This window comes from Bradyrhizobium sp. F1.4.3 (assembly GCF_040548375.1).
In the GTDB taxonomy this organism is placed as follows: Bacteria; Pseudomonadota; Alphaproteobacteria; order Rhizobiales; family Xanthobacteraceae; genus Bradyrhizobium.
In genome coordinates, this window is record NZ_JBEPRN010000001.1 from 451728 (window position 1) to 475985 (window position 24258).

Below are 24258 nucleotides of genomic sequence, written 5' to 3' on the forward strand. Positions count from 1 at the left end.
ACATTTGCCGGGAGATGAACCGCCGCGATGCGGCTCGCACGCGACCAGAGGACGCAATTGGCACTAGGCGGGCTCCCTCTCCGCGCGCGTCCGGATTACCGCCCGCTCGCCGGTACCGACAAGCTGGCTGATGCCGGTCCTGCCCGTGAGCGCGCAACGGATGATGTATTCGGCGACGGACTTGTGGAAGCCGTGGTTCTCACCGCCGGGCCGACTGCGGCAAATCCGATCAGGTGCAAGCTTCATATTGATCCGTGTGTGGGTGTCGAAATGTGTTCGCTCATCATTCGCCCGGCCCTCGATGGAGACGATGTCGCAAAAACGCTGGACGGGCGATCGGGTTCCGTGCGGAACAAACGAAGCTCCCGAACGCAAATTCGCCGGTCGCCGCCTACGTCCGGCCTCGTGGGCGCTGGGCCAGGGCCCAGGCCGTGGTGACGTCGCGCGGCGGGACGTCGACGCGCCGGATCGGCGTCAATTCGCCGGAAGCGGAGACGATCGCGGTCTCCTCGCGACCGCAGCGCGGGCACACGAAGCGGACCTCGTGCGGAGAGGCGGACCAGCTCGCGCGCTTGACGTTGGCGGCCATCGGCCAGGCCTCGCAATGCGAGCACGACACCAGAAAACGACCGGGATCGAGCATACCCATTCCATAGGACTCCGCGTCCTGCCTGCCTCTTCCAATGATCATCTGATGCAATCGTTCCGGTGCCCCGGCACCGCCAGCCCCTTCGCGCCCAAGGGCCGGTGTTTCAGCCTCTGCCGTTCCCCGATCTCGGCCACATCCGCGCCAGCGTTCCATCGCGCATCACTACGGCGTGCCAAAGGGTCGCCGCGATGTGCAAGGCCACCGCGGCGTAGACGAGCCAGGCCAGTGCGTCGTGCGTCACCTCGCCCGCATCCGCAATCGCCGGACTATCGGCAAGCAGCCGCGGCCAGCTGAACGTCCAAAAGTACTTCAGCGAGTAGCCACCGGCCGAGGAGAACGCGTAGCCGGTGAGCGGCATCGCGAACAGGATGACATAGAGCGCCGCGTGATTAAGTCGTGCCGCGATGCGCACCGGCGCACCGAAGGATGACGGCTCCGGCGGCACCCTCGTCGCCAAACGCACCATCAGCCGCAGGATCGACAGGAACAGCAGCGTCATGCCGAGCGACTTGTGCACTTCCAGCAGTTCGCGGCGCGGCGACGTGCCCGGTGGCTGAAGGCCGCAATAGAACCCGAGCAGCATCGCCGCGATGAAGAGCACCGCCGTCGCCCAGTGAATCCGGCGCAGCAGCGGCGCATAGGCCGTCGTCTCATCCGCGAGCATCAGGCTTCGTCGGCGATCCCGTTGCGCAGCAGACCGACCTTGTCGATCTCGACCTCGACGACGTCGCCGGCCTTCATCCAGAGCGGCGGGGTGCGCCGGGAGCCGACGCCGCCGGGCGTGCCGGTGGCGATGACGTCGCCGGGCTCGAGCCGCGTGAACTGGGAGCAATATTCGATCTGGCGCGGGATATCGAAGATCATCTGGTCGATGGTCGTGTCCTGCACCACCTCGCCATTGAGCCGGGTCTGCAACCGCAGCGGCGCGACATCGCCGACCTCGTCCGCTGTCACCAGATACGGGCCGAAGCCGCCGGTTGCGGGAAAGTTCTTGCCCGGCGTGAACTGGTGGGTGTGGCGCTGATAGTCGCGCACACTGCCCTCGTTGTAGCAGGCATAGCCGGCGATATGCCCCCACGCCTCATCGCGCGGGATGTAGCGACCGGCCTTGCCGATCACGACCGCGAGCTCGCCCTCGAAGTCGAGCTGGGTCGAGACCCGCGGGCGGATGATGTTGGTGAGATGCCCGGTCTGGCTGTTGGCGAAACGGCCGAACACGGTGGGGTTCTCGACCTCCGAGCGCCCGGTCTCCTTGCGATGGTTCTCGTAGTTCAGCCCGATGCAGAGAATCTTGTCCGGGTTGGGGATCACCGGCAGGAAGGCGATCTTCGACAGCGGATGGCGCTTCGCCTTGGCCGCGGACGCAGCCGCTTCGGCCAGCGCGCCGGCGGCAATCGCGGATTTGAGGTCGGGATAGCGATCCTTCAGAACAGGGCCGAGGTCGGCCACAGTGTCGCCTTCCACCAAGCCCCATGAGGTGCCGTTGTCGATCTCAAAGCTTGCGAATTTCATCCGATGTCCCCTGACGCTGGAACCAGCCTAGCAGGTCGATCCATCCGGAACGATGGCGGCACGGAGATGGCGCGGTTGCGATACTTGCAAGCCGGGCAGCGCCGCTCAGCGCGCGCCGTGGAGCGTGCAGGACGTGGTGCAGGTCAGCGTATTGCCGTGGTCGCACGACTTGCAGGCGTTGACGCACTGGCTCATATCGCGGGGATTGTAGGAGCTGTAGTTCCGCATCTGGCAGATCGGAGTCGAGCCGGTGACGTCCTGCTCCTGATTGCAGGCCGCTGTCATGAGCGCAAACATGATGACCGCAAGGAGACGCATGGGACCGCACAGTGAACCACTGACAAAGCAACGTCCGTGAGGACCATTGCATGACAACGGGCCCCGGCATTCCCAGTGTAAGGAATCACAATGTAAATCCCTCACATCCGCTTCGAGGATGCGTGCCAAACGTTAAGAACGGCTTGCGACCGCGCGTAAACCCACAAAGACACCGGATGCACGGCATCGTGGCTCGATCTGACCGAAACCCTTAAGCGGCGTCAGGCTGCGGCTTTGGTCGCAATCGCCTGCCGCATATCCACCGCCAGTTGGCGGTATTGCTCCGAAAGTTTCAGATAAAACTCGCGCTTCTTGCTGTCAGTGGCGAGCTTGGCAATCAGCTCGCATTCGGCGGTCAGCGTCTCGAACCGCTCCAGCCTGTCCTCAAGTTCTGTCATCGGCGTGTCCCCATCAAACGCCTCAAGGACACTCAACCTAAGCCCGGGAAATAGGTCACGGCCAACATCGTTATGGAGTAGAATCAATTTTTCCCCGAGGCCGGTTATTTGCTGTCCATCCGCCAGGCACCGTCCCAATCGGCGGGCGGTGGACTGGCCTCGAACTGCGCGATGCGGGCGAGCATGGCGCGCGCGGGGCCATCGCCGGGGACGCTCTCCAGCGCGGCGTTGAACGCTGTGCGTGCATCGTCGAAGCGGCGCGCGCGATAGGCGGCAAGACCCTCGGCGTAGTGCTGCCGCAGGCTCTCCTGCGGCGCGGCGAGCGCACCTGTCTTCCCCATCACCTCAAAGACGGGCTGCGGTGCGCTCTGGCCGACCACCGCGAGGCGATCGATCTCGCGCAGCTCGAGGCGTGAGCCGATCGCATCCGCCGTTGCCTGCGAGATCAGGATACGGGTGCCGTAGGTTTTGTTGACGGCTTCCAACCGCGAGGCGAGGTTCACAGCGTCGCCCATCACGGTGAAGCTCATCATCAGCTCGGAGCCGATGCTGCCGGTCAGGACCTCGCCGGTGGCGATGCCGATGCGCAGGTCGCAGAGCGCGGGCATGGCGCGAATGCCGAGCAGATCCGGCAACTGCTTCTGGAGCGCGGGCACCTGCTCGGCCATGTCGATCGCGGCACAGCCTGCGAGCACCGCCTGCTCGTCTTCCTCAATGAAGGGCGGGCCCCAATAGGACATGATGGCGTCGCCGATATATTTGTCGATGACGCCGCGATTGTTCCGGATCGGAGCGGACATCACCGTGAAATAGTGGTTCATCACCTTGACGAGGCCGCGCGGGGTCATGCCCTCGCTCATCGAGGTGAAGCCGCTCATGTCGCAGAACATGATCGTCATCACCCGGCGCTGGCCGTCGATGGCGACCTCCGGCCGGTCGATCAGCCCCTGCACCACCTTGGGATCGATGTAGCGGCCAAAGGTCTCGCGGATGCGCTCGTTGTGGCGCAGCTGCTCGATCATGCGGTTGAAGGCGGCGGCGAGCTCGCCGATCTCGTCCTGGGTCGAGACGGCAATGGCCTTGTCGAAGCGGCCCGCCTCGACCTCGCGGGTTCCGGCGAGCAAGAGCCGCACCGGGCGCGTGATGCCGCTGGAGACCAGCAGCGCAAAGGCAAATCCGACAACCGCTGCGAGCAACGTCACGATGCCCGAAATGATGATTGCCTGACGCTGGTGGCGGGTCACCTGCGAGGTGCTGGCGAAAACCTGCTTCAGCATGTCGCCGCGGATCGCGTCGATCTTCTGGTTGAACTGGTCGCGCAACGCGTCGATGTGCTCGAGCGTACTGCGGGCCTCCGCCATCTGCTGGGCGTCGATCTGCTTGAGGAGCTTTGCGTGGTCCTCGTTCTGGTCGCGGCGCAGCTCAGTGACGGCGGTCTCGATCCGGGTCTCGATCCGCGCGAGCGCGGCATTGTCGGAAGGCGTCCGGGGATCGTCGATGATCGCGTTGATGTTCTTGCGCGCGCTCTCGGCCTCCTGCTCGATCTTCCGGTCCGCGTCCTCGAATTCGCGAAGGCGCGCCGCATAGGCTTCCTCATCCGTTGGCGACTGCATCTTCATCATGACCAAGCGCCGCAGCGCCACCGCCCGCTCCAGCGAGCGGATATTGGCCCGCGCCAGATCTCCGTAGGCCGGGATGTAGCGGTTGGTGAGCTCGTCAAGGAGGGTACCGACCTGGCTCGACATCACCATCGACAGGATCGCGGTGACGACCATCAGGATGATCAGTCCGAGGGCGATGCCGACGATCTTGCGCCGGATCGACTGGTTGAAAATCGGCATAGGTTCGAGGCAATGGCTGAAAGGACGGGTCTGGAACCTCAATACACCGGATTTTGGCCCGGGAACACGCAATCTCGCCGGTCACGGCGCTCTGAGCTGCCGGCAACCGTCGCACGAGCCTTATTCGTTAACAAAGATTAAAAGCCACACTCTATCCCCCGTTGCACAAGTTCCCGCCTTCCATCCGTATTTTGCCGCATTGTTGCGGGAGCGTGAGGAATGCGAAACGACGCTGTGTCATTGTTTTGATGTCGTTTTGATTCTCTAGCCGCATGTCGTCGCGGACTTTGGTTTGTACTGGTTTCGCAGGGGGACCACGCAATGAACCAGTGCCTACGCTCGCTCGCGTGTATCGTTGCCATGGCCGCCTTGGCGCTCCTTCCGACGGAGCTGGCAGCCAAGAGCAAGTCATCAGCGCCGAAGAAGACGCATGAGGCCAAAGCCGGCAACAAGGCTGGCAAGCACCGCCATGCCGCGGCCGGCAAGCACGGCAAACATGCCGAGGCCAGGCGCAAGTCGAAGAAGCAGGACGAGGAGCCCGCGGACAAGCCGGCACCGCCGCCGCTCACCGGCGATCTCGCCGCACTGAAGGACGCCATTGATCTTGCGCGCAAGGGCAAGACCGATGACGCGAGCGCGGCGCGCGACAGGATCGCCGATCCCGCCGGGCAAAAGCTCGCCGATTGGTTCATGCTGCGCCATTCCGAGAGCACCGCGAATTTCAAGCGCTACGCCGCCTTCCTTGCCGCCAACCCGGATTGGCCGAGCAGCGCGCTTCTACGCCGGCGCGCCGAGGCGCGGCTGTGGCAGGAAAAGAGCGATGCCGCCACCGTGCACAGATTCACCATGGACCGGCCGACCAGCGCCAAGGGCAGTTTTGCGCTCGCCCGCGTGCTGCTCGCCGAGGGCGACAGCGACCGAGCCGCGCGCCTCGTCCGCGAGGCCTGGCGCACGGACGAATTGTCCGAGCGCAGCGAAGAAGATTCTTACGAGGCGTTCCACGATCTCCTGACGGCCGACGATCATCGCGCCCGCATGGACAAGCGCCTGGGCGCCAAGGACTACGCCGGCGCGAGGCGCGCGGCCAAGCGTCTCGGCGAGGATGCGCTCGCAATCGTCAAAGCCTGCGCCGCAGTCAACGGCAAGGCCAACAAGGCCAAGGATTATCTCGACGATGTCTCGACTGAAGCGCGTCGCGATCTCGGCTACGTGCTGTGCCGCGCCCAGTGGCATCTCCAGAAGGACCGCATCGACGATGCGGCCGAGTTGATTTTGGCCGCCGCGCCCGACACCATGGCAGCCCAGGACACCGATGCTTGGTGGCGCGAGCGGCGCCTGCTGGCGCGAAAACTGCTGGACCAGGGCAAGTCCAAGACCGCCTATGACGTGGTCCGCACCGCAGCCGTGCCGGCGATGGAGGTCTACCGCGTCGACTACCACTTCATGTGCGGCTGGATCGCGTTGCGCTATCTCGACGATCCCAAAGCCGCGATGATGCATTTCGCCGCGATCGACGAGGGCTCGGCCAATCCGATCGCGCTGTCGCGGGCACATTATTGGCGCGGCCGCGCCGCCGAGGCGATGGGTGCGACGGCCGACGCACGGATGAGCTATCAGGCCGCAGCGCGCTATCCGACCGCCTATTACGGCCAGCTTGCCCGCGCAAGACTCGGCCTCGACCGGATCGAGCTGCGCGCACCCTCGCCCGTGCTGGCCTCGGCCGACACGCCGGCCGCAGACGAGCGGGTGCGTGCCGCCAACATGCTCTACGGGATCGGCGAGCGCGACGTGGTGTATTATTACGCCGAGGATTTTGCCAAGGAGAGCACCGATGTCGCTGCCCTCGAGGCCCTCGGCGAACTCGCCGGCCAACGCAACGATGCGCGCGTCATGCTCGAGATCGGCAAGTCGGCGCTGGCGCACGGGCTGGCGCTCGATCATTACGCCTTCCCGACCATCGGCATTCCCGAGCACAAGCAGGTTGCACCCGCGATCGAGACCAGCGTGATCTACTCGGTCGCGCGCACCGAAAGCTCGTTCGACCAGCGCGACAAATCGGCCGCGAATGCGGTCGGGCTGATGCAGGTGACGCCGGAAGCTGGCCGCGATACGGCGAAGCGCTTCGGCGTGACCTATGACTGGGACAGGATGGTCTCCGATCCCGTCTACAACACGCAGATGGGCGCGGCCGAGCTCAGCGCGCTCTTGTCGGAATATCGCGGCAACCAGATCATGACCTTCGCCGGCTACAATGCCGGCCGCGGCCGGGTGCGCGAATGGGTGCAGGCGCATGGCGACCCCCGCGACCCCAAGATCGATCCGGTCGACTGGGTCGAACGCATTCCGCTGTCGGAGACGCGCAACTACGTCCAGCGCGTGATGGAGAACGTGCTGGTCTATCGCGAACGGTTTGAGGGTAGTGGTTTGGCCACGGCGAAGTCCGAGCAGCGCGTCACGACGCACGAAGTGAGCGCGGCACCGACGGCATCGGCCGCAGCCCCCGCGCCCTAGCCTCGCAACGCCGGGGCTGGACGCGGCGCGAAGCTGGATGCAGTGACTGCGGCCGACCACTCTGCGCGGCCAGCATTAGTCGGCTAATCGTCACCTCCTTCCGTGGTCAGAAGGTCGTGTGCGCGCAGATATGCCTCGGTCAGCGAGCGCGAGAGCGCGCCCATCTGCATCATCCAGCTCCAGCCCGAAACGGCCGCCAACACCGCGATCGTCTCGAGCGAACTGTGGTAAGGCCAGAGCATGTCCATGGCCTTTTGCTGATATCGACGGTAGCAATCAGTGTCGCAGTACCGCCGTTGCGTGGACACATGCCGGACGTAACTCGGGCCCAGCGGCCGGCCGCACGCGCTGCAGGAGGCGCCGTGGCGGGGTTGGTCCTGGTTGACGAGCATGAATCTCAACGTCGTGTCCTCCTGCCGGCGGGCGCATCCGCCGGTCACGTCGAACGCCAGTCCGCTCAAGACGCCGCGCGCGTACGTCCCTCGATCGACGACGCTGCTTCGCGTTGAAACGCGTAGCACTCGTGGTCACAGTAGGGCAGCAGCGTCCTGACGTCGCGCAGGTAACTGCCGCTGATCTCCTCGCAGCACCATAGACAGAACGTTTTGCGGAACGGCGTTCTGCCGTTCACCAGTATGAATCTCACGTGGCACCTCCCAGCGCAAAGCAGTAGACCGTATCGACCAGAGAGGCGGAGGGCGGCGGCGCGCACAGATGGTTGCGGCCGTCGGGATTGTCTCTGTTTCGCTCGACCTTCTGGGACGGGATGAGGATGTATTTGCCGTCTTCCCGGCGCCGCGCATAGATCCTGCCGTCGACGTACTGTATCTCGGTCGGGTAGCAATCCGCGTTGTTGCAGCAGCTCAGCACCGGATTGTCGGGCATGTGCCAGCTCGAATAGAACCTCTCGTGCAGGAACTGATCCTGGGGCGGATGGTGACGATGGGTGCCATCCTGTCCAACCTCCTCGGCCTCCACTCCCGTCAGCAACGGAAGCGGCAGCGCGATCGCCAAGAGGAGCTTGCAGGCACGGTTCAACTCAGCCTCCTGATTCAGAATTGCCGAATGGGGCGGATCGGCCGGCAGATCCTCACGCCGCCTGAAATCGAAACAGCCAGAGGCGGTCGCGCTCGCGACGCGTCCTGAAGCGATCGACACATTTCCTTGAGCAGAGCGGCGTTCGCCAGGAATAATATCGGATCAGTCCAAACCTCCCGCCACACACAGCGCAGCCATTTGCGGCAGGACGACGCTCGGATTTATCGCACATGATCCTCTCCTCTTTGCCTCTGATGGGCTCTGGCTTCGCTGGTGCGCTGATGCACGGTCACCACGTTCATCAATGAAATGCGGCTTCTCGATCTGCCCCGCCGAGTCATGCGGGCCAAGTCACGGCAGCGGACGCAGAGCTTGCCTCTTTATGTGCAGCGCACCGGGCTACTCGGTGGCTTTTGCTCCGCAATCGACTGCTCTCGATGGCCGCAAGACTAGTCCGCACGCAACAGCCCGCTCAATTGTACGGAGGTAAATGCACGGTATGACTAGGCATGCGCGAGCTATACCTAGGTTTGTCCCGTAGTCTTCCGGAACTTCGCCGTGCCGGCGCAACGAGACGGCGCAAGGTTCGCAAGCTGCACGGAGCCCGCGAACTTCGACGCGCAGGGTCCGACTTTGGCCGGAAGCAATTGCCCCTGCTGTTGCAAAATGCTCTACTCGCCTTGCCCCCAGCGAGCCGGGACGCCTGCGATGATGCCTGGCCAGATCGCGAAATTTGGGAATTCGGCCGCACAATTCCTGCTCGGCGGCCTTGCGGCGCTTCGATCTTTCGGCAACGGCGAAAAGGATAAACCCGCGGTCGAAGACGACTGGCGGCAAGACAGTCTCGATCTGCGCGACGCCGTGAAGCAATGGCGCGAGGTGTTCGAGCACAATCCGGTCATGTATTTCATGGTCGATCCAGCCGGAACGGTGCTCAACGTGAATACATTTGGCGCCACACAACTTGGCTACGCGGCGGCAGAGCTGATCGGCCAATCCGTGCTGAAGGTCTTCTTCGAAGAAGACCGCGACTTCGTCCGTCGATGCGTGGCGTTGTGCCTGGAGACCCTGGACCAGTCGCACACCTGGGAGATCCGAAAGATCCGGAAGGATGGCTCGGTGCTCTGGGTCCGTGAAAACGCCAAGGCCATGCTGCGCGGCGACGGCGCGCCGATCGTGCTGGTCGCCTGCGAAAACATCACCCAGCGCAAGGAAGCGGAGGATGCGCTGCGGCAAAGCGAGGCATACCTCGCCCGGGCGCAGGAATTGAGCCACACCGGCAGCTTCGGCTTGAGCCTCGCGACGGGCGAGATCATCTGGTCAAGGGAAACCTTTCGCATCTTCCAATGTGACCTCGCAGTGAAGCCAACCTTGGACTTCGTTTTTCAACGCATCCATCCGGAAGATCGCGATGCGGTCCGCGAGACCCTTGATCGCGCCTCCCGCGAAGCGGAGGATTTCGACCATGAATATCGCCTGCTGATGCCGGATGGATCGGTCAAATCTCTCCATTCCGTGGCGCGCGCAGTGAGACCCGCGTCCGGGCCCATCGAGTTTGTCGGGGCTGTCATCGATGTCACGGTTGCAAAGGAAGCAGAACAAAGGCTGCGTCGCAGTGAGGCCTATTTGGCAGAAGCCCAGCGCCTCAGCCATACGAGCAGCTGGGCTTGGGATGTGCATCGTCAGGAGTTCGCCTACCGATCGGCTGAACTCTACCGCCTGTTCGGATTTGAGCCGGACCAGATCGACGTACCGGCACGGGCTTTCCAGCAACGCATCCTCTCCGAGGACTTCAGGCGCATTGTCGAGGTGGAACGTCAGGCACTCCGGCAGAAGGAGCCCTTTGAAATTGACTTTCGGATTGCCCGTCCGGACGGCTCGATAAGACGAGTCCATACGGAGGGACATCCCGTCATGGGCAGCGACAGCGAGGTGATGGAAATCGTCGGCACGCACGTGGACGTTACCGAGCAGTTCGCCGCAAAAGAAGCGCTGCAAAAGGCGTTCGACGAGCTCAAGAAATCCGAGCAGCGTTTCCGCGACTATGCCGAAACCGCATCGGACTGGTTTTGGGAGACCGGGCCGGATCACCGCATCACGCAGATATCGGAACACGCTGATACGGCCAGTGCTGCGCCGACCGGCCTGATCGGCCTGACCCGTTGGGACATTCCGCCCGATGCCGAGGTCGAGCCAGACAAGTGGGAGCAGCATCGCGCGGCGCTCGATGCCCGCCTTCCGTTCCGCGATCTGGTTTACCGCAGCAGGGATAGCAACGGATCTCCAATTTACGTGCGCACCAGCGGCAAGCCCTTGCATGACGCAAACGGCAATTTTCTCGGCTATCGTGGCGTCAGCAGCGATGTGACGGCGGCGATCCGCGCCGAGGAGGCCGAACAAGCGCTGCGCAAAGCGCAAGCCGAGCTCGCCCATGTCACGCGCGTCACGATGCTCGGAGAACTCACCGCCTCGATTGCCCACGAAATCAACCAGCCTCTTGCCGCCGTGATCTCCAACGCGGATGCCTGCATCGGCTGGCTGGAGCGCGAACCGGCCGATCTGAAAGCCGCGCGCCGCTCCGTGGAATGGATTGTCGAGGACGCCAATCGGGCCAGCGAGGTGATCCGCCGCATCAGGGCGCTCGCGAAGAAGACCGAGATCGAGATGGTTCCACTTGACATCAACCAGGCCGTCAGGGAGGCGATGGCCCTCGTTCAGCGCGAGCTGGCCACCCATGCCGTGTCGGTGCGAATGGAGTTGTCGTCCGATCTGCCCAGGATTTGCGGCGATCGGATCCAGCTCCAACAGGTGCTGATCAATCTGGTCATAAATGGCATCGAGGCCATGGAAGCCACTGTCGACCGCCCGCGCGAGCTCGCGATCCGCTCCAGTCAGGCGGGCGAGGCTGGCGAGGCCCGCCTGCTCCTCACTGTGACGGATCGCGGCGTCGGCCTTAGCAACGACGTGACGAACCGTATCTTTACGCCTTTCTTCACCACGAAGTCGGGCGGCCTCGGGATGGGACTATCGATCTGCCGATCGATCATCGAGGCTCACGCGGGCCGGCTTTCGGCCTTTCCCAACGAGGGGAGCGGTGCAACATTCCAGATCTCCCTGCCCTTGCCCTACGAGGACGCGTCGTGACCGACCACGCCGAGCAAAGGCAGGCGAGGACGAGCGCCGATGATCCAATCGTCATGATCGTCGATGACGATCCGTCGATGCGGCGCGCGCTCACCAATCTCTTTCAATCGGTCGGCCTCAGGGTCGAGGCCTTCGGCTCAGCGGCGGAGATCATGGAAGCCAAGCCGCCGGTGGTTCCCAGTTGCCTCGTGCTCGACATCCGCCTGCCGGGCTCGAGCGGCCTCGACCTCCAGGCCGACCTCGCGAAGGCCAACATTCACACACCCATTATCTTCATCACCGGTCATGGCGATATTCCCATGACAGTCAGGGCCATGAAGAGCGGCGCCGTCGATTTTCTGACCAAGCCGGTGCGCGATCAGGACATGCTGGATGCGGTCCGGGCTGCGATCGAACGCGATCGCAAGCGGCGTGATACCGAGAAGTCGGTGTCAGGCGTGCGCTCCCGCTTCGAAGGTCTGACAGCACGCCAGCGCGACATTCTCACCCTGGTCGCGTCCGGCCTGATGAACAAGCAAGTCGCCGCCGAGCTTGGACTGGCTGAGATTACCGTCAAGATCTATCGCGGGCAGATCATGCGGAAGATGGGCGCGAAGTCATTGGCCGATCTCGTCAGAATGACCGAGACGCTCGGAATCCCACGCACAAGGGGAAATGTACAAACCTAAGTATGCTTTTCAATCCCGCTCCGGGGGGCCACTTTCCGATGGGCGGCCGCGTCGCGGCCGGCGGCTCCCGGATCAGGTGCGATCATCTTGTCAGTCCCTTCGGTCATCTCCGTCATTGACGATGATCCATCCGTCCGCCTTGCGACGAACAATCTCCTGACGTCGCGGGGATACACGGTCCACGCCTTTGGCTCCGCTCACGAATTTCTCCAATCGGCCGAACTGAACACGACCTCCTGCGTCATTGCGGACGTGCAGATGTCGGCCATGAGCGGCGTTGATCTGTTGGTGCATATTCGCGGCCTCGGCCACCACACGCCGTTCATCTTCGTAACGGCCTTTCCGGACGACGCCGTGCGCGACCGCGCGCTGAAAGCCGGCGCCATCTGCTTTCTCGCAAAGCCGTTTTCGACACCGGCTCTGATTCAATGCCTGGAGACGGCCCTGTCGCCGCCCGGTGAAGCTGCGATGTGATGCGGCCGGCGCTGAGCCGTCGGGCTCCTCAGGGCGAGAAGACCCGTCGTTGCGGCCGCCAACGGCAAGGCGCTTCAATCCACCTTGATGTTCGCCGCCTTGATGATCGGCCACCATTTTGCGATCTCGGCCTTCTGCCGCGAGCCGAGGGCCTCGGGCGTCAGCTGATCCTGCGGCGTCATCTCCAGGCCCTGGCTTTCAAGCTGCTTCTTCACGCCGGGATCGTTCAGCGCTTCCACGGCTGCGGCGTTCAGCTTGGTCACGATCTCCTTCGGCGTGCCCTTCGGCACCCACAGGCCCGACCAAAGCGTCATGTTGAAACCCTTTAACCCCGCCTCCTCCGCGGTCGGAATGTCGGGCGCCGACGACAGGCGCTTGTCGTCGGTGATGGCGTAGGCGCGGATGGTGCCGGCGCGGACCTGGTTGATGGAGTTGGAGGTCTGGTCGACGATGACGTCGATCTGGCCGGCGATGAGATCGTTCAGCGCAGGCGCAGTGCCGCGATACGGCACGTATTGCAGCTTGATGCCGGAGACGCTTTCGAAATAGACGCCGGCGATGTGGCTGCCGGAGCCCGCGCCGGCCGTGCCGGCTGTCGCGGGCGACGGGCGCGATTTCAGCCAGGCGAGCAGCTCCTTCAGCGAGGTCGCAGGCACGGCGTTCTTGCTGACGACGATCATCGGGTTGCTCGGCAGCAGCACCACCGGCTCCAGATCGGCGACGAGGTCGTAGTTGAGCTTGTAGACGGCGCCATTGGCGACGTGGGTGCCGAGATGGCCGAAGGAGATGGTGTAGCCGTCCGGCGGCGAATGCACGGCGCGGCCTACTCCGATCGAGCCGCCGGCACCGGTGACGTTCTCGATCACCAGGGGCTGGCCGAGCGAGATCCGCATCCGCTCGGCAAGCACGCGTGCCATCGCATCCGACGGGCCGCCGGCTGCGAAGGGAACGATGATGGTGATGGGATGCGACGGATAATCGTCGGCGCGGGCGACGCCTGCGAGAGCGAGAGTGCCGATCAGCCCGGCCCAGACGGCCTTCTTCATTGTGTTCTCCCGGACGATATCGTTTTTGTTTTTGTCCCTTCCCGCGTACGGGAAGAGGGATCGTTCGTGAAGAGACGAAATGACGCGCTAGAACTGCGTGTAGTCGATCGGCTTGTGGCGATCGAGCGTGCGGGTGACCGGCGGCAGCGGGTACTTCAGGCCGGTCGCGCAATTGAACAGCATGACGCGGTCGGTCTTGCTGACGCGGCCGTCGGCGAGACTGTCCTTGTAGGCGGCATAGGTCGCGGCGCCCTCGGGGCACAGCAACAGCCCCTCCTCGCGCGCGACCTCGTTCAGTGCCGCCGAGATTTTGTCGTCGTCGACGGCGATGGCAAAACCCTTGCTCTCGCGCACGGCGCGCAGGATCAGGAAATCGCCGATTGCCTGCGGCACGCGGATGCCCGACGCGATGGTGTGGGCGTCCTCCCAGCGGGTGGCGTGCTCGGTGCCGGCCTCATAGGCCCGCACCATCGGCGCGCAGCCGGACGCCTGCACCGCGACCATGCGCGGGCGTTTTGAGCCGATGAAGCCGATCTTCTCGAGCTCGTCAAAAGCTTTCCACATGCCGATCAGGCCGGTGCCGCCGCCGGTCGGATAGAAGATCACATCGGGCACGTCCCAGCCGAGCTGCTCGGCGAGCTCGAGGCCCATCGTCTTCTTGCCTTCGATGCGGTACGGCTCCTTCAGCGTCGAGGTGTCGAACCAGCCGACCTTGGCTTTGCCCTCGCCGACGATCTTGCCGCAATCGTCGATATAGCCGTTGACGCGGTAGACGGTCGCGCCCTGAAGCTCGATCTCGCTGACATTCACCTCGGGCGTGTCGGCCGGGCAGAAGATCGTGGTCTTGATGCCGCAGGAGGTTGCATAGGCCGCAAGCGCCGCGCCGGCATTGCCGTTGGTCGGCATCGCCATGTGCTTGATGCCGAGCGCCTTGCCCATCGACACCGCCATCACCAGGCCGCGCGCCTTGAACGAGCCGGTCGGCAGCCGGCCCTCGTCCTTCACGATGATCTCGCCGCCGCCGAGCTTTGCGCCGAGCTTCGGCAATCGGATCAGCGGCGTGGTCACCTCACCCAGCGAGACGATGTCCTTGCATTTGCGCACCGGCAGCAGTTCGCGGTAGCGCCACATGTCGGCCGGGCGCTGGCTCAGCGCATCCTTCGTCAACGCCTTCTTCACGCCGGCGAGGTCGTAGCGCACCAGCAGCGGCTTGCCGGCCTTGGAGAGGTTGTGGATCTGATCGGCGGGATAGTGGTCGCCCTCCATCGCGCATTCGAGATGGGTGACGAAGGTCGGGCGTTCGATGATGAGGTTGTCGTTGTCGTGCATGGGCTTCAGCGCCTTTCTTGTTCTGGTCTCTGTTCCTGTCGAACCCGTCACCCTGAGGTGCGAGCCATGCGGCGCAACGCGCCGTATGGTGAGCCTCGAAGGGCGACGGCCCGGCTGCTTCGTCTCGGCCGTTCATCCTTCGAGGCTCGGCCAACGGTGCTTTGCACCGATGACCTCGCACATCAGGATGACGGGACTGCTAGTAGCGCTTGGCGCCGCAGTCCCTCTCCCGTCAAATATTCAACACCCTTCCGTAAGCATCCAGCACGGCTTCCTTCATCATCTCCGACAGCGTCGGATGCGGGAACACCGTGTGCATCAGTTCCTCTTCCGTGGTTTCCAGGTTCATGGCGACCACGTAGCCCTGGATCAGCTCGGTGACCTCCGCGCCAACCATGTGCGCCCCTAAGAGCTGGCCGGTCTTCTTGTCAAAGATCACCTTGACCAGGCCCTGGTCCTCGCCGAGCGCGATGGCCTTGCCATTGCCGACGAAGGGGAAGCGGCCGACGCGGATTTCGCGGCCGTTCTCCTTGGCCTTGGCTTCCGTCAGGCCGACGGAAGCGACCTGCGGATTGCAATAGGTGCAGCCGGGGATCAGGAGCTTGTCCATTGGGTGCGGATGCAGACCCTTGATCGCCTCGACGCAGACCACGCCTTCATGCTCGGCCTTGTGCGCCAGCATCGGGGGACCGGCGACGTCGCCGATGGCGTAGATGCCGGGAACATTGGTCTTGCTGTAGCCGTCGATGACAATACAGCCGCGGTCGGTTTTGACGCCGAGCTTTTCCAGGCCGAGATTTTCGATATTGCCGACGACTCCGACGGCTGAGATCACGCGATCGAACTCCGTCGTGACCGGCTTGCCCTTGCCGTCGTCGATGGTGGCGACGACGCTGTCGGCCTTCTTCTCGAGTTTTGTCACCTTGGTCGATGACATGATGTTGAGGCCCTGCTTCTCAAGACGCTTGCGGGCGAGGCCTGCGATCTCCGCATCCTCGACGGGGAGGATCTGCGGCAGCACCTCGACCACGGTGACGTCCGAGCCCATGGTGTGGAAGAACGAGGCGAACTCGATGCCGATCGCGCCGGAGCCGACGACCAGCAGCGACTTCGGCATTCGTTCCGGCACCATCGCCTCAAAATAGGTCCAGATTAGCTTCTTGTCAGGCTCGAGCCCGGGCAGCACGCGCGGCCGCGCGCCGGTCGCGACGATGATATGCTTGGCTTGGTAGCTCCCCTCGCCCAGCGCACCCTTGGGCGCCTCGACGTCGGATTTCTTCACGGTAACCTTGCCGGGCGCGTCGATCGAGGCCGCGCCCCAGATCACGCTGACCTTGTTCTTCTTCATCAGGAAGCCGACGCCGTCGTTGAGCCGCTTCGAGACGCCGCGCGAGCGCTGCACCACCGCCTTGGCATCGAACGAGACCTTCTCCGCCGACAGGCCGTAATCCTTGGCGTGCTGCATGTAGTGATAGATCTCGGCCGAGCGCAACAGCGCCTTGGTCGGGATGCAGCCCCAGTTCAGGCAGATGCCGCCCAGATAGGATTTTTCGACGATCGCGACCTTGAAGCCGAGTTGCGCCGCCCGGATCGCAGTGACATAGCCGCCGGGGCCGGAGCCGATGATGATGACGTCGAAGGATGTGTCGGCCATTGCGGCTCCCATTCAACTTAGGTTCGTAGGGTGGGCAAAGCGAAGCGTGCTCACCGCCGTCTAACTATAAAATAAGGTGGGCATGGCGCCTTGCGCCTTTGCCCACCTTACGTATTCACCGTTCTCGGCTCACACCATCATCATGACGGGGTTTTCGATCAACTGCTTGAACGCGCCGATCAGCTCGGCGCCGAGCGCGCCGTCGATGGCGCGGTGATCGCAGGACAAGGTCACGCTCATCATGTGCGCGATCTCGATCTTGCCACCACGCACGACCGGGCGCTCCTCGCTGGTGCCGACCGCGAGGATCGTCGCATGCGGCGGATTGATCACCGCCGTGAAGTGGCTGATGCCGAACATGCCGAGGTTGGAGACGGCGGTGGTGCCGCCCTGATATTCCTCCGGCTTCAGCTTACGGCTCCGCGCACGCGCGGCAAAATCCTTCATCTCGTTGGAGATGGTCGAAAGCGTCTTGGCCTCCGCCTTGCGGATGATCGGCGTGATCAGGCCGCCGGGCATCGCCACGGCAACACCAACGTCGGAATGGTGGTGCTTGACCATGCCGGACTCGGTCCAGCTCACATTGCAGTTCGGGATTTTTTGCAAAGCGACCGCCATCGCCTTGATGACGAAGTCGTTGACCGAGATCTTGTAGAGCGGCTTCTTCTCCTTGTCCTTCGGCGCGGCGGCGTTGATCTCCTCGCGCGCGGCGAGCAGCTTGCCGATGTCGCAGTCGATGGTGAGGTAGAAGTGCGGCACGTTCTGGATCGAGGCGGTCAGGCGCTGCGCAATCGTGCGGCGCATGCCGTCATGCGGGACGACCTCGTAGGAACCGGGCTCGAACAGCGACAGGATCTGCTTGTCCGACATGGTCGGCGCGACCGAAGGCGCTCCGGACGGCGCAGCCGCAGGTGCCTTCAGGCCCTTGCCTGACTTCGCCTGCTCGACGTCGCGCGCGACCACGCGGCCGTGCGGGCCGGTGCCGGTGACCATCGCAACATCGACGCCGGCTTCCTTGGCGAGACGCCGCGCGAGCGGTGAGGAGAACACGCGGCCGCCATGGCCGTTGCTCTGCGTGGCGGGAGCCGCAGCTTGCGGTGCGGGCGCTGCGGCGGCCGGCGGCACAGCCTTGGGCGCGGCTGGTGCGGGCGCCGGCGCAGCGGCAGAAGCCAAAGCGGACTTCTCGGTTGCCTTGGGCGGTGCGGCGGAAGCGCTAGGCTTCGCAGCCCCTGCACCTGCCGCCTTCACGTCCTCGCCCTCGCCGGCAAGCACCGCGATCACGTCGTTGACCGGGACGTCCTGCGTGCCTTCGGGCACCAGGATCTTGGCGATCGTGCCTTCGTCGATCGCCTCGACCTCCATGGTCGCCTTGTCGGTCTCGATCTCGGCAATGACATCGCCGGATTTGACCTTGTCGCCTTCCTTCTTCAGCCACTTGGCGAGGTTGCCCTTCTCCATCGTTGGCGAAAGAGCGGGCATCAGGATGTTGATGGGCATGCTGACCTCACGAAGAACTTCTCAAAACGTCGCCTCCGGAGCGAAGACGAACAGACCAGGTTTAGTTGCCGATGTCGCCTTGCCAGAGGCGCTCATTGGCAGGGATAGAACGCCAATTCTTCATCATGGTGATGGAGCGGTCGTCGGCAAGGTCGATCCAGGGGATGCCGAACTTGTCGAGGATGTCCTTGGAGCCCGGGAAGGTGACGGATTCCCCGATCACCACCAGCGAGACCTTGAACAAAGCGAGCGCGCCGGCACACATCGAGCATGGCGACAGCGTGGTGTACATGACTGTGTCGTGGAATGTGATCGCGCCGGCCTCGCGCAGGCAGCTCATCTCGCCGTGCAGGATCACATTGTTCTCCTGCACGCGGTTGTTGTGGCCGCGGGCGATGATCTTGTTGTCGCGCGTCAGCACGGCGCCGATCGGCAGGCCGCCTTGCGCAATCGAAGCTTCCGCCTCGCGGATCGCCTCCAGCATGAAATCGTAGTGGTGGGATTCGACCGCCACGGTCAGTGCCCCTTCCCGCGCGGCGTCGTCGTGCCGGTATCGGTCGGCCGTTCGATCTCGGCCTGGAACATCTCGAGGATCCGGTTCATGGCGTCTTCCTCGGTATATTCGCTCTCGCGCGCGTAGGCGCGTGCGGCGTGACGGGCGAGATCGACCAGCAGCAGGCCCCACATATCGGGCTCTTCGAAGGCACGCTGGAACGCCATCGACAGCCCGCCATCCAGCACGAACACGCGCAGGATCTCGACCGCGTCATCACGGGCGAGGACGTCGGGTGGCAACGGCTGCTCCTTCGGACCCGCCATGGCCTACCTGTAGCAGACAGCTTTGGCGGCCTCGACCACTTCGGCCACTGACGGCAGCGCGAGCTTCTCCAGGTTCGCCGCATAGGGCATCGGCACGTCCTTGCCGGAAACGCGCGCGACCGGCGCATCCAGATAGTCGAAGGCGTTCTCCATGATGCGCGCGGCGATCTCGGCGCCGACGCCGCTCTGGGCCCAGCCCTCTTCGACCGTGACGGCACGGCCGGTCTTCTTGACCGAGTTGACGATGGTCTCGGTGTCCATCGGACGCAGCGTGCGCAGATCAATCACCTCGGCCTCGATGCCGTCCTTGGCGAGTTCGTCGGCGGCCTTCAGCGCATAGGTCATGCCGTTGGACCAGGAGATAATCGTGACATGGCTGCCGGAGCGCACGATGCGGGCCTTGCCGATCGGGATCACGAAGTCGGCGAGCTTCGGCACTTCGCCGGTGTGGCCGTAGAGCACCTCGTTCTCGAGGAAGATCACCGGATTGGGATCGCGGATCGCGGCCTTGAGCAGGCCCTTGTAATCTGCAGCCGAGAACGGCGCGACGACCTTGAGGCCCGGAACGTTCGAGTACCAGGCCGAGTAATCCTGGCTATGCTGGGCGGCGACGCGCGCAGCGGCGCCGTTCGGTCCGCGGAACACGATCGAGCAGCCCATCTGGCCACCGGACATGTAGAGCGTCTTGGCCGCGGAGTTGATGATCTGGTCCATCGCCTGCATGGCGAAGTTGAATGTCATGAACTCGACGATCGGCTTCAGGCCGGCCATCGCGGCGCCGACGCCGACGCCGGCAAAGCCGTGCTCGGTGATGGGCGTATCGATCACGCGCCTCGCTCCGAATTCCTGGAGCAGGCCCTGCGTTACCTTGTAGGCGCCCTGGTATTCGGCGACCTCCTCGCCCATGACGAAGACGTCCTGATCGCGCCGCATCTCCTCGGCCATGGCGTCGCGCAGTGCTTCGCGGATGGTCTGAGTGATCATCTCGGTGCCCGCGGGCACTTCCGGATCTGGCTCGGCGACGGCCTGCGGGGCGGACGGTGCAGCCTTCGGCTGCGGCGCCTCGGCCTTTGCGGCAGCAGGAGTTGCGGACTCCGCGGCCTTCTCCTGCTTGGCGGGCGCGGGCGCCTTGGCCAGATCAGCGGCGCTCTCGCCATCGGCGAGAATCGTCGCGATCGGCGTGTTGACGGCGACGTCGGCGGTCCCCTCCGGGATCAAAATCTTGCCGAGCGTGCCCTCATCGGTCGCCTCGACCTCCATGGTCGCCTTGTCGGTCTCGATCTCGGCGATGACGTCGCCAGACTTGATCGTCTCACCCTCTTTTTTCAGCCACTTGGCAAGGTTGCCCTTTTCCATCGTGGGCGACAACGCGGGCATCAGCACTTGAATTGGCATATCGACTCCAAAAGAAAGCTTGCGCGCGTTCAGCGGTAAACGTCGGTCCAGAGCTCGGCGGCATCCGGCTCGGGATCATGTTGGGCGAAATCGGCAGATGCATTGACGATGTCGCGCACCTCGGCGTCGATCGCCTTCAGATCCTGCTCGCTGACCTTGTCAGCCAGCAGGCGGTTGCGCACCTGCTCGATCGGGTCCTGGTCGTGGCGGACTTTTTCGACCTCCTCGCGCGTGCGGTACTTTGCCGGGTCGGACATCGAGTGGCCGCGGTAGCGGTAGGTCTGCATCTCCAGGATCACGGGCCCCTTGCCGGCGCGACACCAGGCGACCGCCTCGTCGGCCGCCGCCTTCACCGCGCGCACGTCCATGCCGTCGACCTGGTGGCCGGGGATGTTGAAGGACAAGCCGCGCTTGGAGAAATCCTGCTGCGCCGAGGCGCGCGATACCGAGGTACCCATGGCGTAGCGGTTGTTCTCGATGACGTAGATCACCGGCAATTTCCAGAGCTCCGCCATGTTGAAGCTCTCGTAGACCTGGCCCTGATTGGCGGCACCATCGCCGAAATAGGTGACGCTGACATGGTCATTGCCACGATAGTGATTGGCGAAGGCGAGCCCGGTGCCGAGCGAGACCTGGGCGGCGACGATGCCATGACCGCCGTAAAACTTCTTCTCCACGCTGAACATGTGCATGGAGCCGCCCTTGCCCTTGGAATAGCCGCCGCGCCGGCCGGTAAGCTCGGCCATCACGCCTTTGGCCTCCATGCCGGTCGCGAGCATGTGACCATGGTCGCGATAGCCGGTGATGACCTGGTCGCCATCCTTCAGCGCCATCTGCATGCCGACCACCACGGCCTCCTGGCCGATATAGAGGTGGCAGAAGCCGCCGATCGCACCCATTCCGTAGAGCTGGCCGGCCTTTTCCTCGAATCGCCGGATCAGGAGCATGTCGTGGAGCGCTTTCAGCTCCTGCTCTTTGGTGAATTCCGGGGGAGAACCGCCGTTGGTCTTGTTCTGTGGAGCGCTTGCGGCGGCTTTCTTGAGTGCGGCCATGGGAATTCCGGGTCAGAGAAATCTAAGCCCTCTCTAACCTAACTCAATCGCGCGCGAAAGCGCCGCCGCGCCATGGCACGACTTTCATTATGCCGCACTGCAATGTGGCCGAAATTTTGCAAAACCTTTGGCACCCGTCAGGCAACATTAGCTCCTTCGCGAAGCCGGCCTTACCAGCTTAGCTCCCGCAGATAGGCTGCGCGGGCGCCAACTCCGGTATGCGTGAAGTCGGTAAAGACCCCATCCGCGCCGAGACGGAAGAACTTGAGATATTCCAGGCCTGGATCGCCGTGATAGTCGGCAGCCAGATATTTTTTCTCGTTCCGGAACGTGAAGACGTGCACGAACAGGCCAAGCTTGTGCGCGTCGGCGATGAGGCTGGTTGCTTCCTGCGTCGAAGCCTCCGGCGTCGATCCCTTGTAGGGCGTGCCGTCGGCGTTGCTGTCCTTCCACGGCGCAATCTTGAGCGGAACGATATAGGCCTTCCACGGACCAATGCCGTCGGCATAGCTCTTGATCTCCGCAAGGCCCGCCGGGGTGAGCATCGCATCGTACAGGCGCGGGTCACCCGAAACCGTCCAGTCGAACGGACGGGAATTGGTGATGTTGTTGAGGAGGACCTTGCCGGTCTTGAAGTCGACACCGTTGCCATCGACGAGCTGGACCTGCCGCGTCTCCAGGCCATGGCTGCGCATATATTTCAGGCTGCCGGGCTCGAAGCTCTGAACAAGGATGGGAGCGTCCTTCGTATTGAGGCCGTTGTCCTTGATGATCTTGATCAGGGCATCCTCGAGCGGGTGGCTGCCGGGCGCGCCGCAGCCATTGGCGATCGCCTGGGCATTGTTCCAGGTCGGATTCTTGGTTTCCGGATAGACGGCGATCGGACGCCCCGTCTCCTTGCTCTTGGCCTTGGCGATGTCGATGATGTTCTGGAAACTGATGACCGGGAACTTGCCGTTGAAGACCTTCGGCCTTTCGTTGGCCGCATCATAGGTGGTGCCGGCGATCCAGGTCTTCAGTTCGGCCATGGTGAAATCGGTGATCGACCAGTCATTGGTGTGGTCCTCGCCGTCGACGATCAATGACTTCAGCACCGATTTGGGATCGGCCGGATCGGTGAGATCGATGAGGTAGTCGGCCGGCCCGCTGGTCGAAGACGGCGCCTTGACGCGCACACCAGGCACCATGCGCTTGCGAGCCGCAACCGCCGGATTGGTCTTCGCCACCTCGGCAACGTTGGTGTTGTCGCCGAGCCAGGGGTTGTGACGTGCCACCAGGACGCAATCCTTGGTCAGGTGCAAATCCTCTTCGAGCGCGTCGGTCCCCAGCGCCGCGGCGAGGTCATACGATGCCTCGGTCTCTTCAGGCACCAGTCCCGGCACGCCGCGATGTCCGAGGATCAGCGGCGGCTTTCCGTCGACGGTCAGAAAGTGCTTGGCGCCGCCCGGCGCCGGGTCTGTCTGTGCGAAGGCCATCGATGGCGCCAGCAACGCCAAAGCCGCCGCGCCGAGCAACATCGCTCCAACACGCACATTCCGCCGTGCACGATTGTCCGTCATGGCCAAGCCTCCATCTTTTGCGCAGCATCGCTTCGCATCCGCCAGGCCGAGCTGAACAAGGCCAAGGCTTGTCTTTGTCTCAACTCTCTAACAGGCCGATGACGGCCGGCCCGGCAGACAAGAGTTCTTGAGATGTACGGGGGAAAATGCGCCGAACTTTTGGCTCGCCGGCGTAACGCGGGATGTCGCCGCGATCAGTTCGCCGGGATCATCCGGACGAGATCATGCGGATTGACATAGTCGAGCTGAAAGCGCGCCCGCTCGTCCAGCATGTCGGGATCGATCTTCTCGGACCGCAGCAGCGACACGCGCTGCTCGCTCCTGGCGCGTTCGCGCTTGAGCTGCGCCAGCTCGCTCGTCAGCGCGATGATCTCCTGGTCGAGTTCCTGGCGGGCGTTGAGGCCGTATTTGCCGGTATAGGCGTTGACGCCGAAATAACCGACGATGGCGGCCGCCATCGCGTAGAGGGCGAGACCGGTCAGGATCGATTTCAGGCGAGCGCGGGAGACCATTTTGGCAAGATGGGGCAGCTTGGTTAAGGGAGCGCTAATGTCCCCTGCCCGACGAGCCGTACGTCGCGGACCCTCATGGTGAGGAGGCGCCAAGCGCCGTCTCGAACCATGGAGGCCCGGCTGTAGCCCGCGGCCATCCTTCGAGACGACCGCTGTGCGGTCTCCTCAGGATGAGGACCTGCCGTGTGGCCGCGGGCTATTTGGCCTCAGCCGTGGTGCTTTGCCACGTGCGCGGCGAAGGCGTCGATATAGGCCTGGAGCACGGTCTTGAGGGAGTCCTTGACCAGATTGCCGTCGGCATCGAAGGCGTCGCCGACCGCGTTCAGGTAGATCTCCGGCTGCTGCATGATCGGGCCGGTGATGCCCGGCAGGATGTTCTGCAGCGTTTTTGCGGCGCTGACACCACCGAGCGGGCCCGGCGAGTTGGAGACGATGCCGACCGGCTTGCCGTTGAACGAGCTCTTGCCGTAGGGCCGCGAGCCGACGTCGATGGCGTTCTTCAGCACGCCCGGGATGGCGCGATTATATTCCGGCGTGACGAACAGGACGCCGTCCGACTTCTGGAGCTTTTCGCGGAAGGCCAGCCAGTCGGCGGGTGGCGCGCCCTCAAGGTCCTGGTTGAAGAACGAGATGCCTGCCAGCGTGACGACCTCGAGCTTGAGAGAGGCCGGCGCGAGCTTGGCGAGCGCATTGGCGATCTTGAGCGAAAAGCTGTCCTTGCGCAGGCTGCCGACGATCGTGACGATGTTGTAGGCCATGGGTTGTCCTCGAAATCTTGAGCGGGGATGCCGGGGCGGCACTTAAACGATCCCGGCCGATGGATGCAAGTGCATGAACCGGTC

24 protein-coding genes are annotated in these 24258 nt (G+C 63.7%); 4 read left to right on the top strand and 20 right to left on the bottom strand.

Going from position 1 to position 24258, the window contains the following annotated elements; translation table 11 throughout:
* Positions 1–391: 391 nt before the first annotated feature.
* The 6 genes from ABIB73_RS02305 to ABIB73_RS02330 form a co-directional block, all read right to left on the bottom strand.
* Positions 392–649 (bottom strand): hypothetical protein, encoded by a 258-nt coding sequence (locus tag ABIB73_RS02305; RefSeq protein WP_354221020.1) that lies wholly within the window; start codon positions 647–649, stop codon positions 392–394.
* Positions 650–752: 103 nt separating this feature from the next.
* Positions 753–1313, bottom strand: a complete 561-nt coding sequence (locus ABIB73_RS02310) for a cytochrome b (protein ID WP_354221022.1) — start codon at positions 1311–1313, stop codon at positions 753–755.
* On the bottom strand, positions 1313–2161 hold the full coding sequence (locus tag ABIB73_RS02315; RefSeq protein ID WP_354221024.1) for a fumarylacetoacetate hydrolase family protein: 849 nt from the start codon (positions 2159–2161) through the stop codon (positions 1313–1315). The genes ABIB73_RS02310 and ABIB73_RS02315 overlap by 1 nt, the downstream gene beginning before the upstream one ends.
* A gap of 105 nt (positions 2162–2266) precedes the next feature.
* Positions 2267–2479, bottom strand: coding sequence for a hypothetical protein (locus tag ABIB73_RS02320; protein WP_354221026.1), 213 nt, complete (start codon positions 2477–2479; stop codon positions 2267–2269).
* 221 nt (positions 2480–2700) lie between these two features.
* Complete coding sequence (locus ABIB73_RS02325; RefSeq protein ID WP_354221028.1) at positions 2701–2877, bottom strand: hypothetical protein; 177 nt, start codon at positions 2875–2877, stop codon at positions 2701–2703.
* A 104-nt stretch (positions 2878–2981) separates the two neighbouring features.
* Positions 2982–4718, bottom strand: coding sequence for an adenylate/guanylate cyclase domain-containing protein (locus ABIB73_RS02330; RefSeq protein ID WP_354221030.1), 1737 nt, complete (start codon positions 4716–4718; stop codon positions 2982–2984).
* A 321-nt stretch (positions 4719–5039) separates the two neighbouring features.
* Between ABIB73_RS02330 and ABIB73_RS02335 the strand changes: the two genes are divergently transcribed.
* Positions 5040–7229 (top strand): lytic transglycosylase domain-containing protein, encoded by a 2190-nt coding sequence (locus ABIB73_RS02335; RefSeq protein ID WP_354221032.1) that lies wholly within the window; start codon positions 5040–5042, stop codon positions 7227–7229.
* An 83-nt stretch (positions 7230–7312) separates the two neighbouring features.
* On the opposite strand, the gene ABIB73_RS02340 is transcribed toward ABIB73_RS02335, so the two are convergent.
* From ABIB73_RS02340 to ABIB73_RS02350, 3 genes are all read right to left on the bottom strand, one after another.
* Complete coding sequence (locus ABIB73_RS02340) at positions 7313–7477, bottom strand: hypothetical protein (protein ID WP_354221034.1); 165 nt, start codon at positions 7475–7477, stop codon at positions 7313–7315.
* Positions 7478–7686: 209 nt separating this feature from the next.
* Positions 7687–7875: a hypothetical protein gene (locus ABIB73_RS02345; RefSeq protein ID WP_354221036.1), complete on the bottom strand. Its 189-nt coding sequence runs from the start codon at positions 7873–7875 to the stop codon at positions 7687–7689.
* On the bottom strand, positions 7872–8387 hold the full coding sequence (locus ABIB73_RS02350) for a hypothetical protein (RefSeq protein WP_354221038.1): 516 nt from the start codon (positions 8385–8387) through the stop codon (positions 7872–7874). Before ABIB73_RS02350 ends, ABIB73_RS02345 begins: the two co-directional genes overlap by 4 nt.
* 588 nt (positions 8388–8975) lie before the next feature.
* On the opposite strand from ABIB73_RS02350, the gene ABIB73_RS02355 reads away from it, so the two are divergent.
* The 3 genes from ABIB73_RS02355 to ABIB73_RS02365 all read left to right on the top strand — a co-directional run bounded on the left by ABIB73_RS02355 (position 8976) and on the right by ABIB73_RS02365 (position 12553).
* Positions 8976–11411: a PAS domain S-box protein gene (locus tag ABIB73_RS02355; RefSeq protein ID WP_354221040.1), complete on the top strand. Its 2436-nt coding sequence runs from the start codon at positions 8976–8978 to the stop codon at positions 11409–11411.
* Complete coding sequence (locus ABIB73_RS02360) at positions 11408–12079, top strand: response regulator transcription factor (protein WP_354221042.1); 672 nt, start codon at positions 11408–11410, stop codon at positions 12077–12079. Before ABIB73_RS02355 ends, ABIB73_RS02360 begins: the two co-directional genes overlap by 4 nt.
* A gap of 87 nt (positions 12080–12166) precedes the next feature.
* Positions 12167–12553 carry a response regulator transcription factor gene (locus tag ABIB73_RS02365; protein WP_354221044.1) on the top strand — a complete coding sequence of 129 codons (387 nt, stop codon included), beginning with the start codon at positions 12167–12169 and terminating at the stop codon, positions 12551–12553.
* A 74-nt stretch (positions 12554–12627) separates the two neighbouring features.
* Here ABIB73_RS02365 and ABIB73_RS02370 read toward each other — a convergent pair whose 3' ends face one another.
* From ABIB73_RS02370 to ABIB73_RS02420, 11 genes are all read right to left on the bottom strand, one after another.
* Positions 12628–13599, bottom strand: a complete 972-nt coding sequence (locus tag ABIB73_RS02370) for a tripartite tricarboxylate transporter substrate binding protein BugD (RefSeq protein WP_354221046.1) — start codon at positions 13597–13599, stop codon at positions 12628–12630.
* A gap of 87 nt (positions 13600–13686) precedes the next feature.
* On the bottom strand, positions 13687–14928 hold the full coding sequence (locus ABIB73_RS02375) for a threonine synthase (RefSeq protein ID WP_354221048.1): 1242 nt from the start codon (positions 14926–14928) through the stop codon (positions 13687–13689).
* Between the two features lie 232 nt (positions 14929–15160).
* Positions 15161–16582: a dihydrolipoyl dehydrogenase gene (lpdA, locus tag ABIB73_RS02380; RefSeq protein WP_354221050.1), complete on the bottom strand. Its 1422-nt coding sequence runs from the start codon at positions 16580–16582 to the stop codon at positions 15161–15163.
* Positions 16583–16711: 129 nt separating this feature from the next.
* Positions 16712–18079, bottom strand: coding sequence for a pyruvate dehydrogenase complex dihydrolipoamide acetyltransferase (locus tag ABIB73_RS02385; protein WP_354221052.1), 1368 nt, complete (start codon positions 18077–18079; stop codon positions 16712–16714).
* 61 nt (positions 18080–18140) lie between these two features.
* A complete protein-coding gene (locus ABIB73_RS02390; protein WP_354221054.1) occupies positions 18141–18593 on the bottom strand; it encodes a nucleoside deaminase in 453 nt (150 codons plus the stop codon).
* A 2-nt stretch (positions 18594–18595) separates the two neighbouring features.
* Complete coding sequence (locus tag ABIB73_RS02395; RefSeq protein ID WP_015685879.1) at positions 18596–18898, bottom strand: DUF5076 domain-containing protein; 303 nt, start codon at positions 18896–18898, stop codon at positions 18596–18598.
* A gap of 3 nt (positions 18899–18901) precedes the next feature.
* Entirely contained in the window at positions 18902–20293 is a 1392-nt protein-coding gene (locus ABIB73_RS02400; RefSeq protein WP_354221056.1) for a pyruvate dehydrogenase complex E1 component subunit beta, read from the bottom strand.
* Between the two features lie 29 nt (positions 20294–20322).
* Entirely contained in the window at positions 20323–21345 is a 1023-nt protein-coding gene (gene pdhA / locus ABIB73_RS02405; RefSeq protein WP_354221058.1) for a pyruvate dehydrogenase (acetyl-transferring) E1 component subunit alpha, read from the bottom strand.
* A 170-nt stretch (positions 21346–21515) separates the two neighbouring features.
* Positions 21516–22904, bottom strand: coding sequence for a glycerophosphodiester phosphodiesterase family protein (locus tag ABIB73_RS02410; RefSeq protein ID WP_354221060.1), 1389 nt, complete (start codon positions 22902–22904; stop codon positions 21516–21518).
* A gap of 194 nt (positions 22905–23098) precedes the next feature.
* Positions 23099–23416 carry an FtsB family cell division protein gene (locus ABIB73_RS02415; protein WP_354221062.1) on the bottom strand — a complete coding sequence of 106 codons (318 nt, stop codon included), beginning with the start codon at positions 23414–23416 and terminating at the stop codon, positions 23099–23101.
* A 206-nt stretch (positions 23417–23622) separates the two neighbouring features.
* Positions 23623–24174 (bottom strand): NADPH-dependent FMN reductase, encoded by a 552-nt coding sequence (locus ABIB73_RS02420; protein WP_354221064.1) that lies wholly within the window; start codon positions 24172–24174, stop codon positions 23623–23625.
* Positions 24175–24258: the final 84 nt, after the last annotated feature.

What these genes read in the sequence shown, in the direction of transcription:
- ABIB73_RS02400 (WP_354221056.1), bottom strand. Translation starts at nt 20,293, where the DNA reads ATGCCAATTCAAGTGCTGATGCCCGCGTTGTCGCCCACGATGGAAAAG.
- ABIB73_RS02375 (WP_354221048.1), bottom strand. Translation starts at nt 14,928, where the DNA reads ATGCACGACAACGACAACCTCATCATCGAACGCCCGACCTTCGTCACC.
- ABIB73_RS02385 (WP_354221052.1), bottom strand. Translation starts at nt 18,079, where the DNA reads ATGCCCATCAACATCCTGATGCCCGCTCTTTCGCCAACGATGGAGAAG.
- pdhA (WP_354221058.1), bottom strand. Translation starts at nt 21,345, where the DNA reads ATGGCCGCACTCAAGAAAGCCGCCGCAAGCGCTCCACAGAACAAGACC.
- ABIB73_RS02340 (WP_354221034.1), bottom strand. Translation starts at nt 7,477, where the DNA reads ATGGACATGCTCTGGCCTTACCACAGTTCGCTCGAGACGATCGCGGTG.
- ABIB73_RS02315 (WP_354221024.1), bottom strand. Translation starts at nt 2,161, where the DNA reads ATGAAATTCGCAAGCTTTGAGATCGACAACGGCACCTCATGGGGCTTG.
- ABIB73_RS02305 (WP_354221020.1), bottom strand. Translation starts at nt 649, where the DNA reads ATGGGTATGCTCGATCCCGGTCGTTTTCTGGTGTCGTGCTCGCATTGC.
- ABIB73_RS02395 (WP_015685879.1), bottom strand. Translation starts at nt 18,898, where the DNA reads ATGGCGGGTCCGAAGGAGCAGCCGTTGCCACCCGACGTCCTCGCCCGT.
- ABIB73_RS02420 (WP_354221064.1), bottom strand. Translation starts at nt 24,174, where the DNA reads ATGGCCTACAACATCGTCACGATCGTCGGCAGCCTGCGCAAGGACAGC.
- ABIB73_RS02310 (WP_354221022.1), bottom strand. Translation starts at nt 1,313, where the DNA reads ATGCTCGCGGATGAGACGACGGCCTATGCGCCGCTGCTGCGCCGGATT.
- lpdA (WP_354221050.1), bottom strand. Translation starts at nt 16,582, where the DNA reads ATGGCCGACACATCCTTCGACGTCATCATCATCGGCTCCGGCCCCGGC.
- ABIB73_RS02415 (WP_354221062.1), bottom strand. Translation starts at nt 23,416, where the DNA reads ATGGTCTCCCGCGCTCGCCTGAAATCGATCCTGACCGGTCTCGCCCTC.
- ABIB73_RS02325 (WP_354221028.1), bottom strand. Translation starts at nt 2,877, where the DNA reads ATGACAGAACTTGAGGACAGGCTGGAGCGGTTCGAGACGCTGACCGCC.
- ABIB73_RS02320 (WP_354221026.1), bottom strand. Translation starts at nt 2,479, where the DNA reads ATGCGTCTCCTTGCGGTCATCATGTTTGCGCTCATGACAGCGGCCTGC.
- ABIB73_RS02370 (WP_354221046.1), bottom strand. Translation starts at nt 13,599, where the DNA reads ATGAAGAAGGCCGTCTGGGCCGGGCTGATCGGCACTCTCGCTCTCGCA.
- ABIB73_RS02335 (WP_354221032.1), top strand. Translation starts at nt 5,040, where the DNA reads ATGAACCAGTGCCTACGCTCGCTCGCGTGTATCGTTGCCATGGCCGCC.
- ABIB73_RS02355 (WP_354221040.1), top strand. Translation starts at nt 8,976, where the DNA reads ATGATGCCTGGCCAGATCGCGAAATTTGGGAATTCGGCCGCACAATTC.
- ABIB73_RS02330 (WP_354221030.1), bottom strand. Translation starts at nt 4,718, where the DNA reads ATGCCGATTTTCAACCAGTCGATCCGGCGCAAGATCGTCGGCATCGCC.
- ABIB73_RS02410 (WP_354221060.1), bottom strand. Translation starts at nt 22,904, where the DNA reads ATGACGGACAATCGTGCACGGCGGAATGTGCGTGTTGGAGCGATGTTG.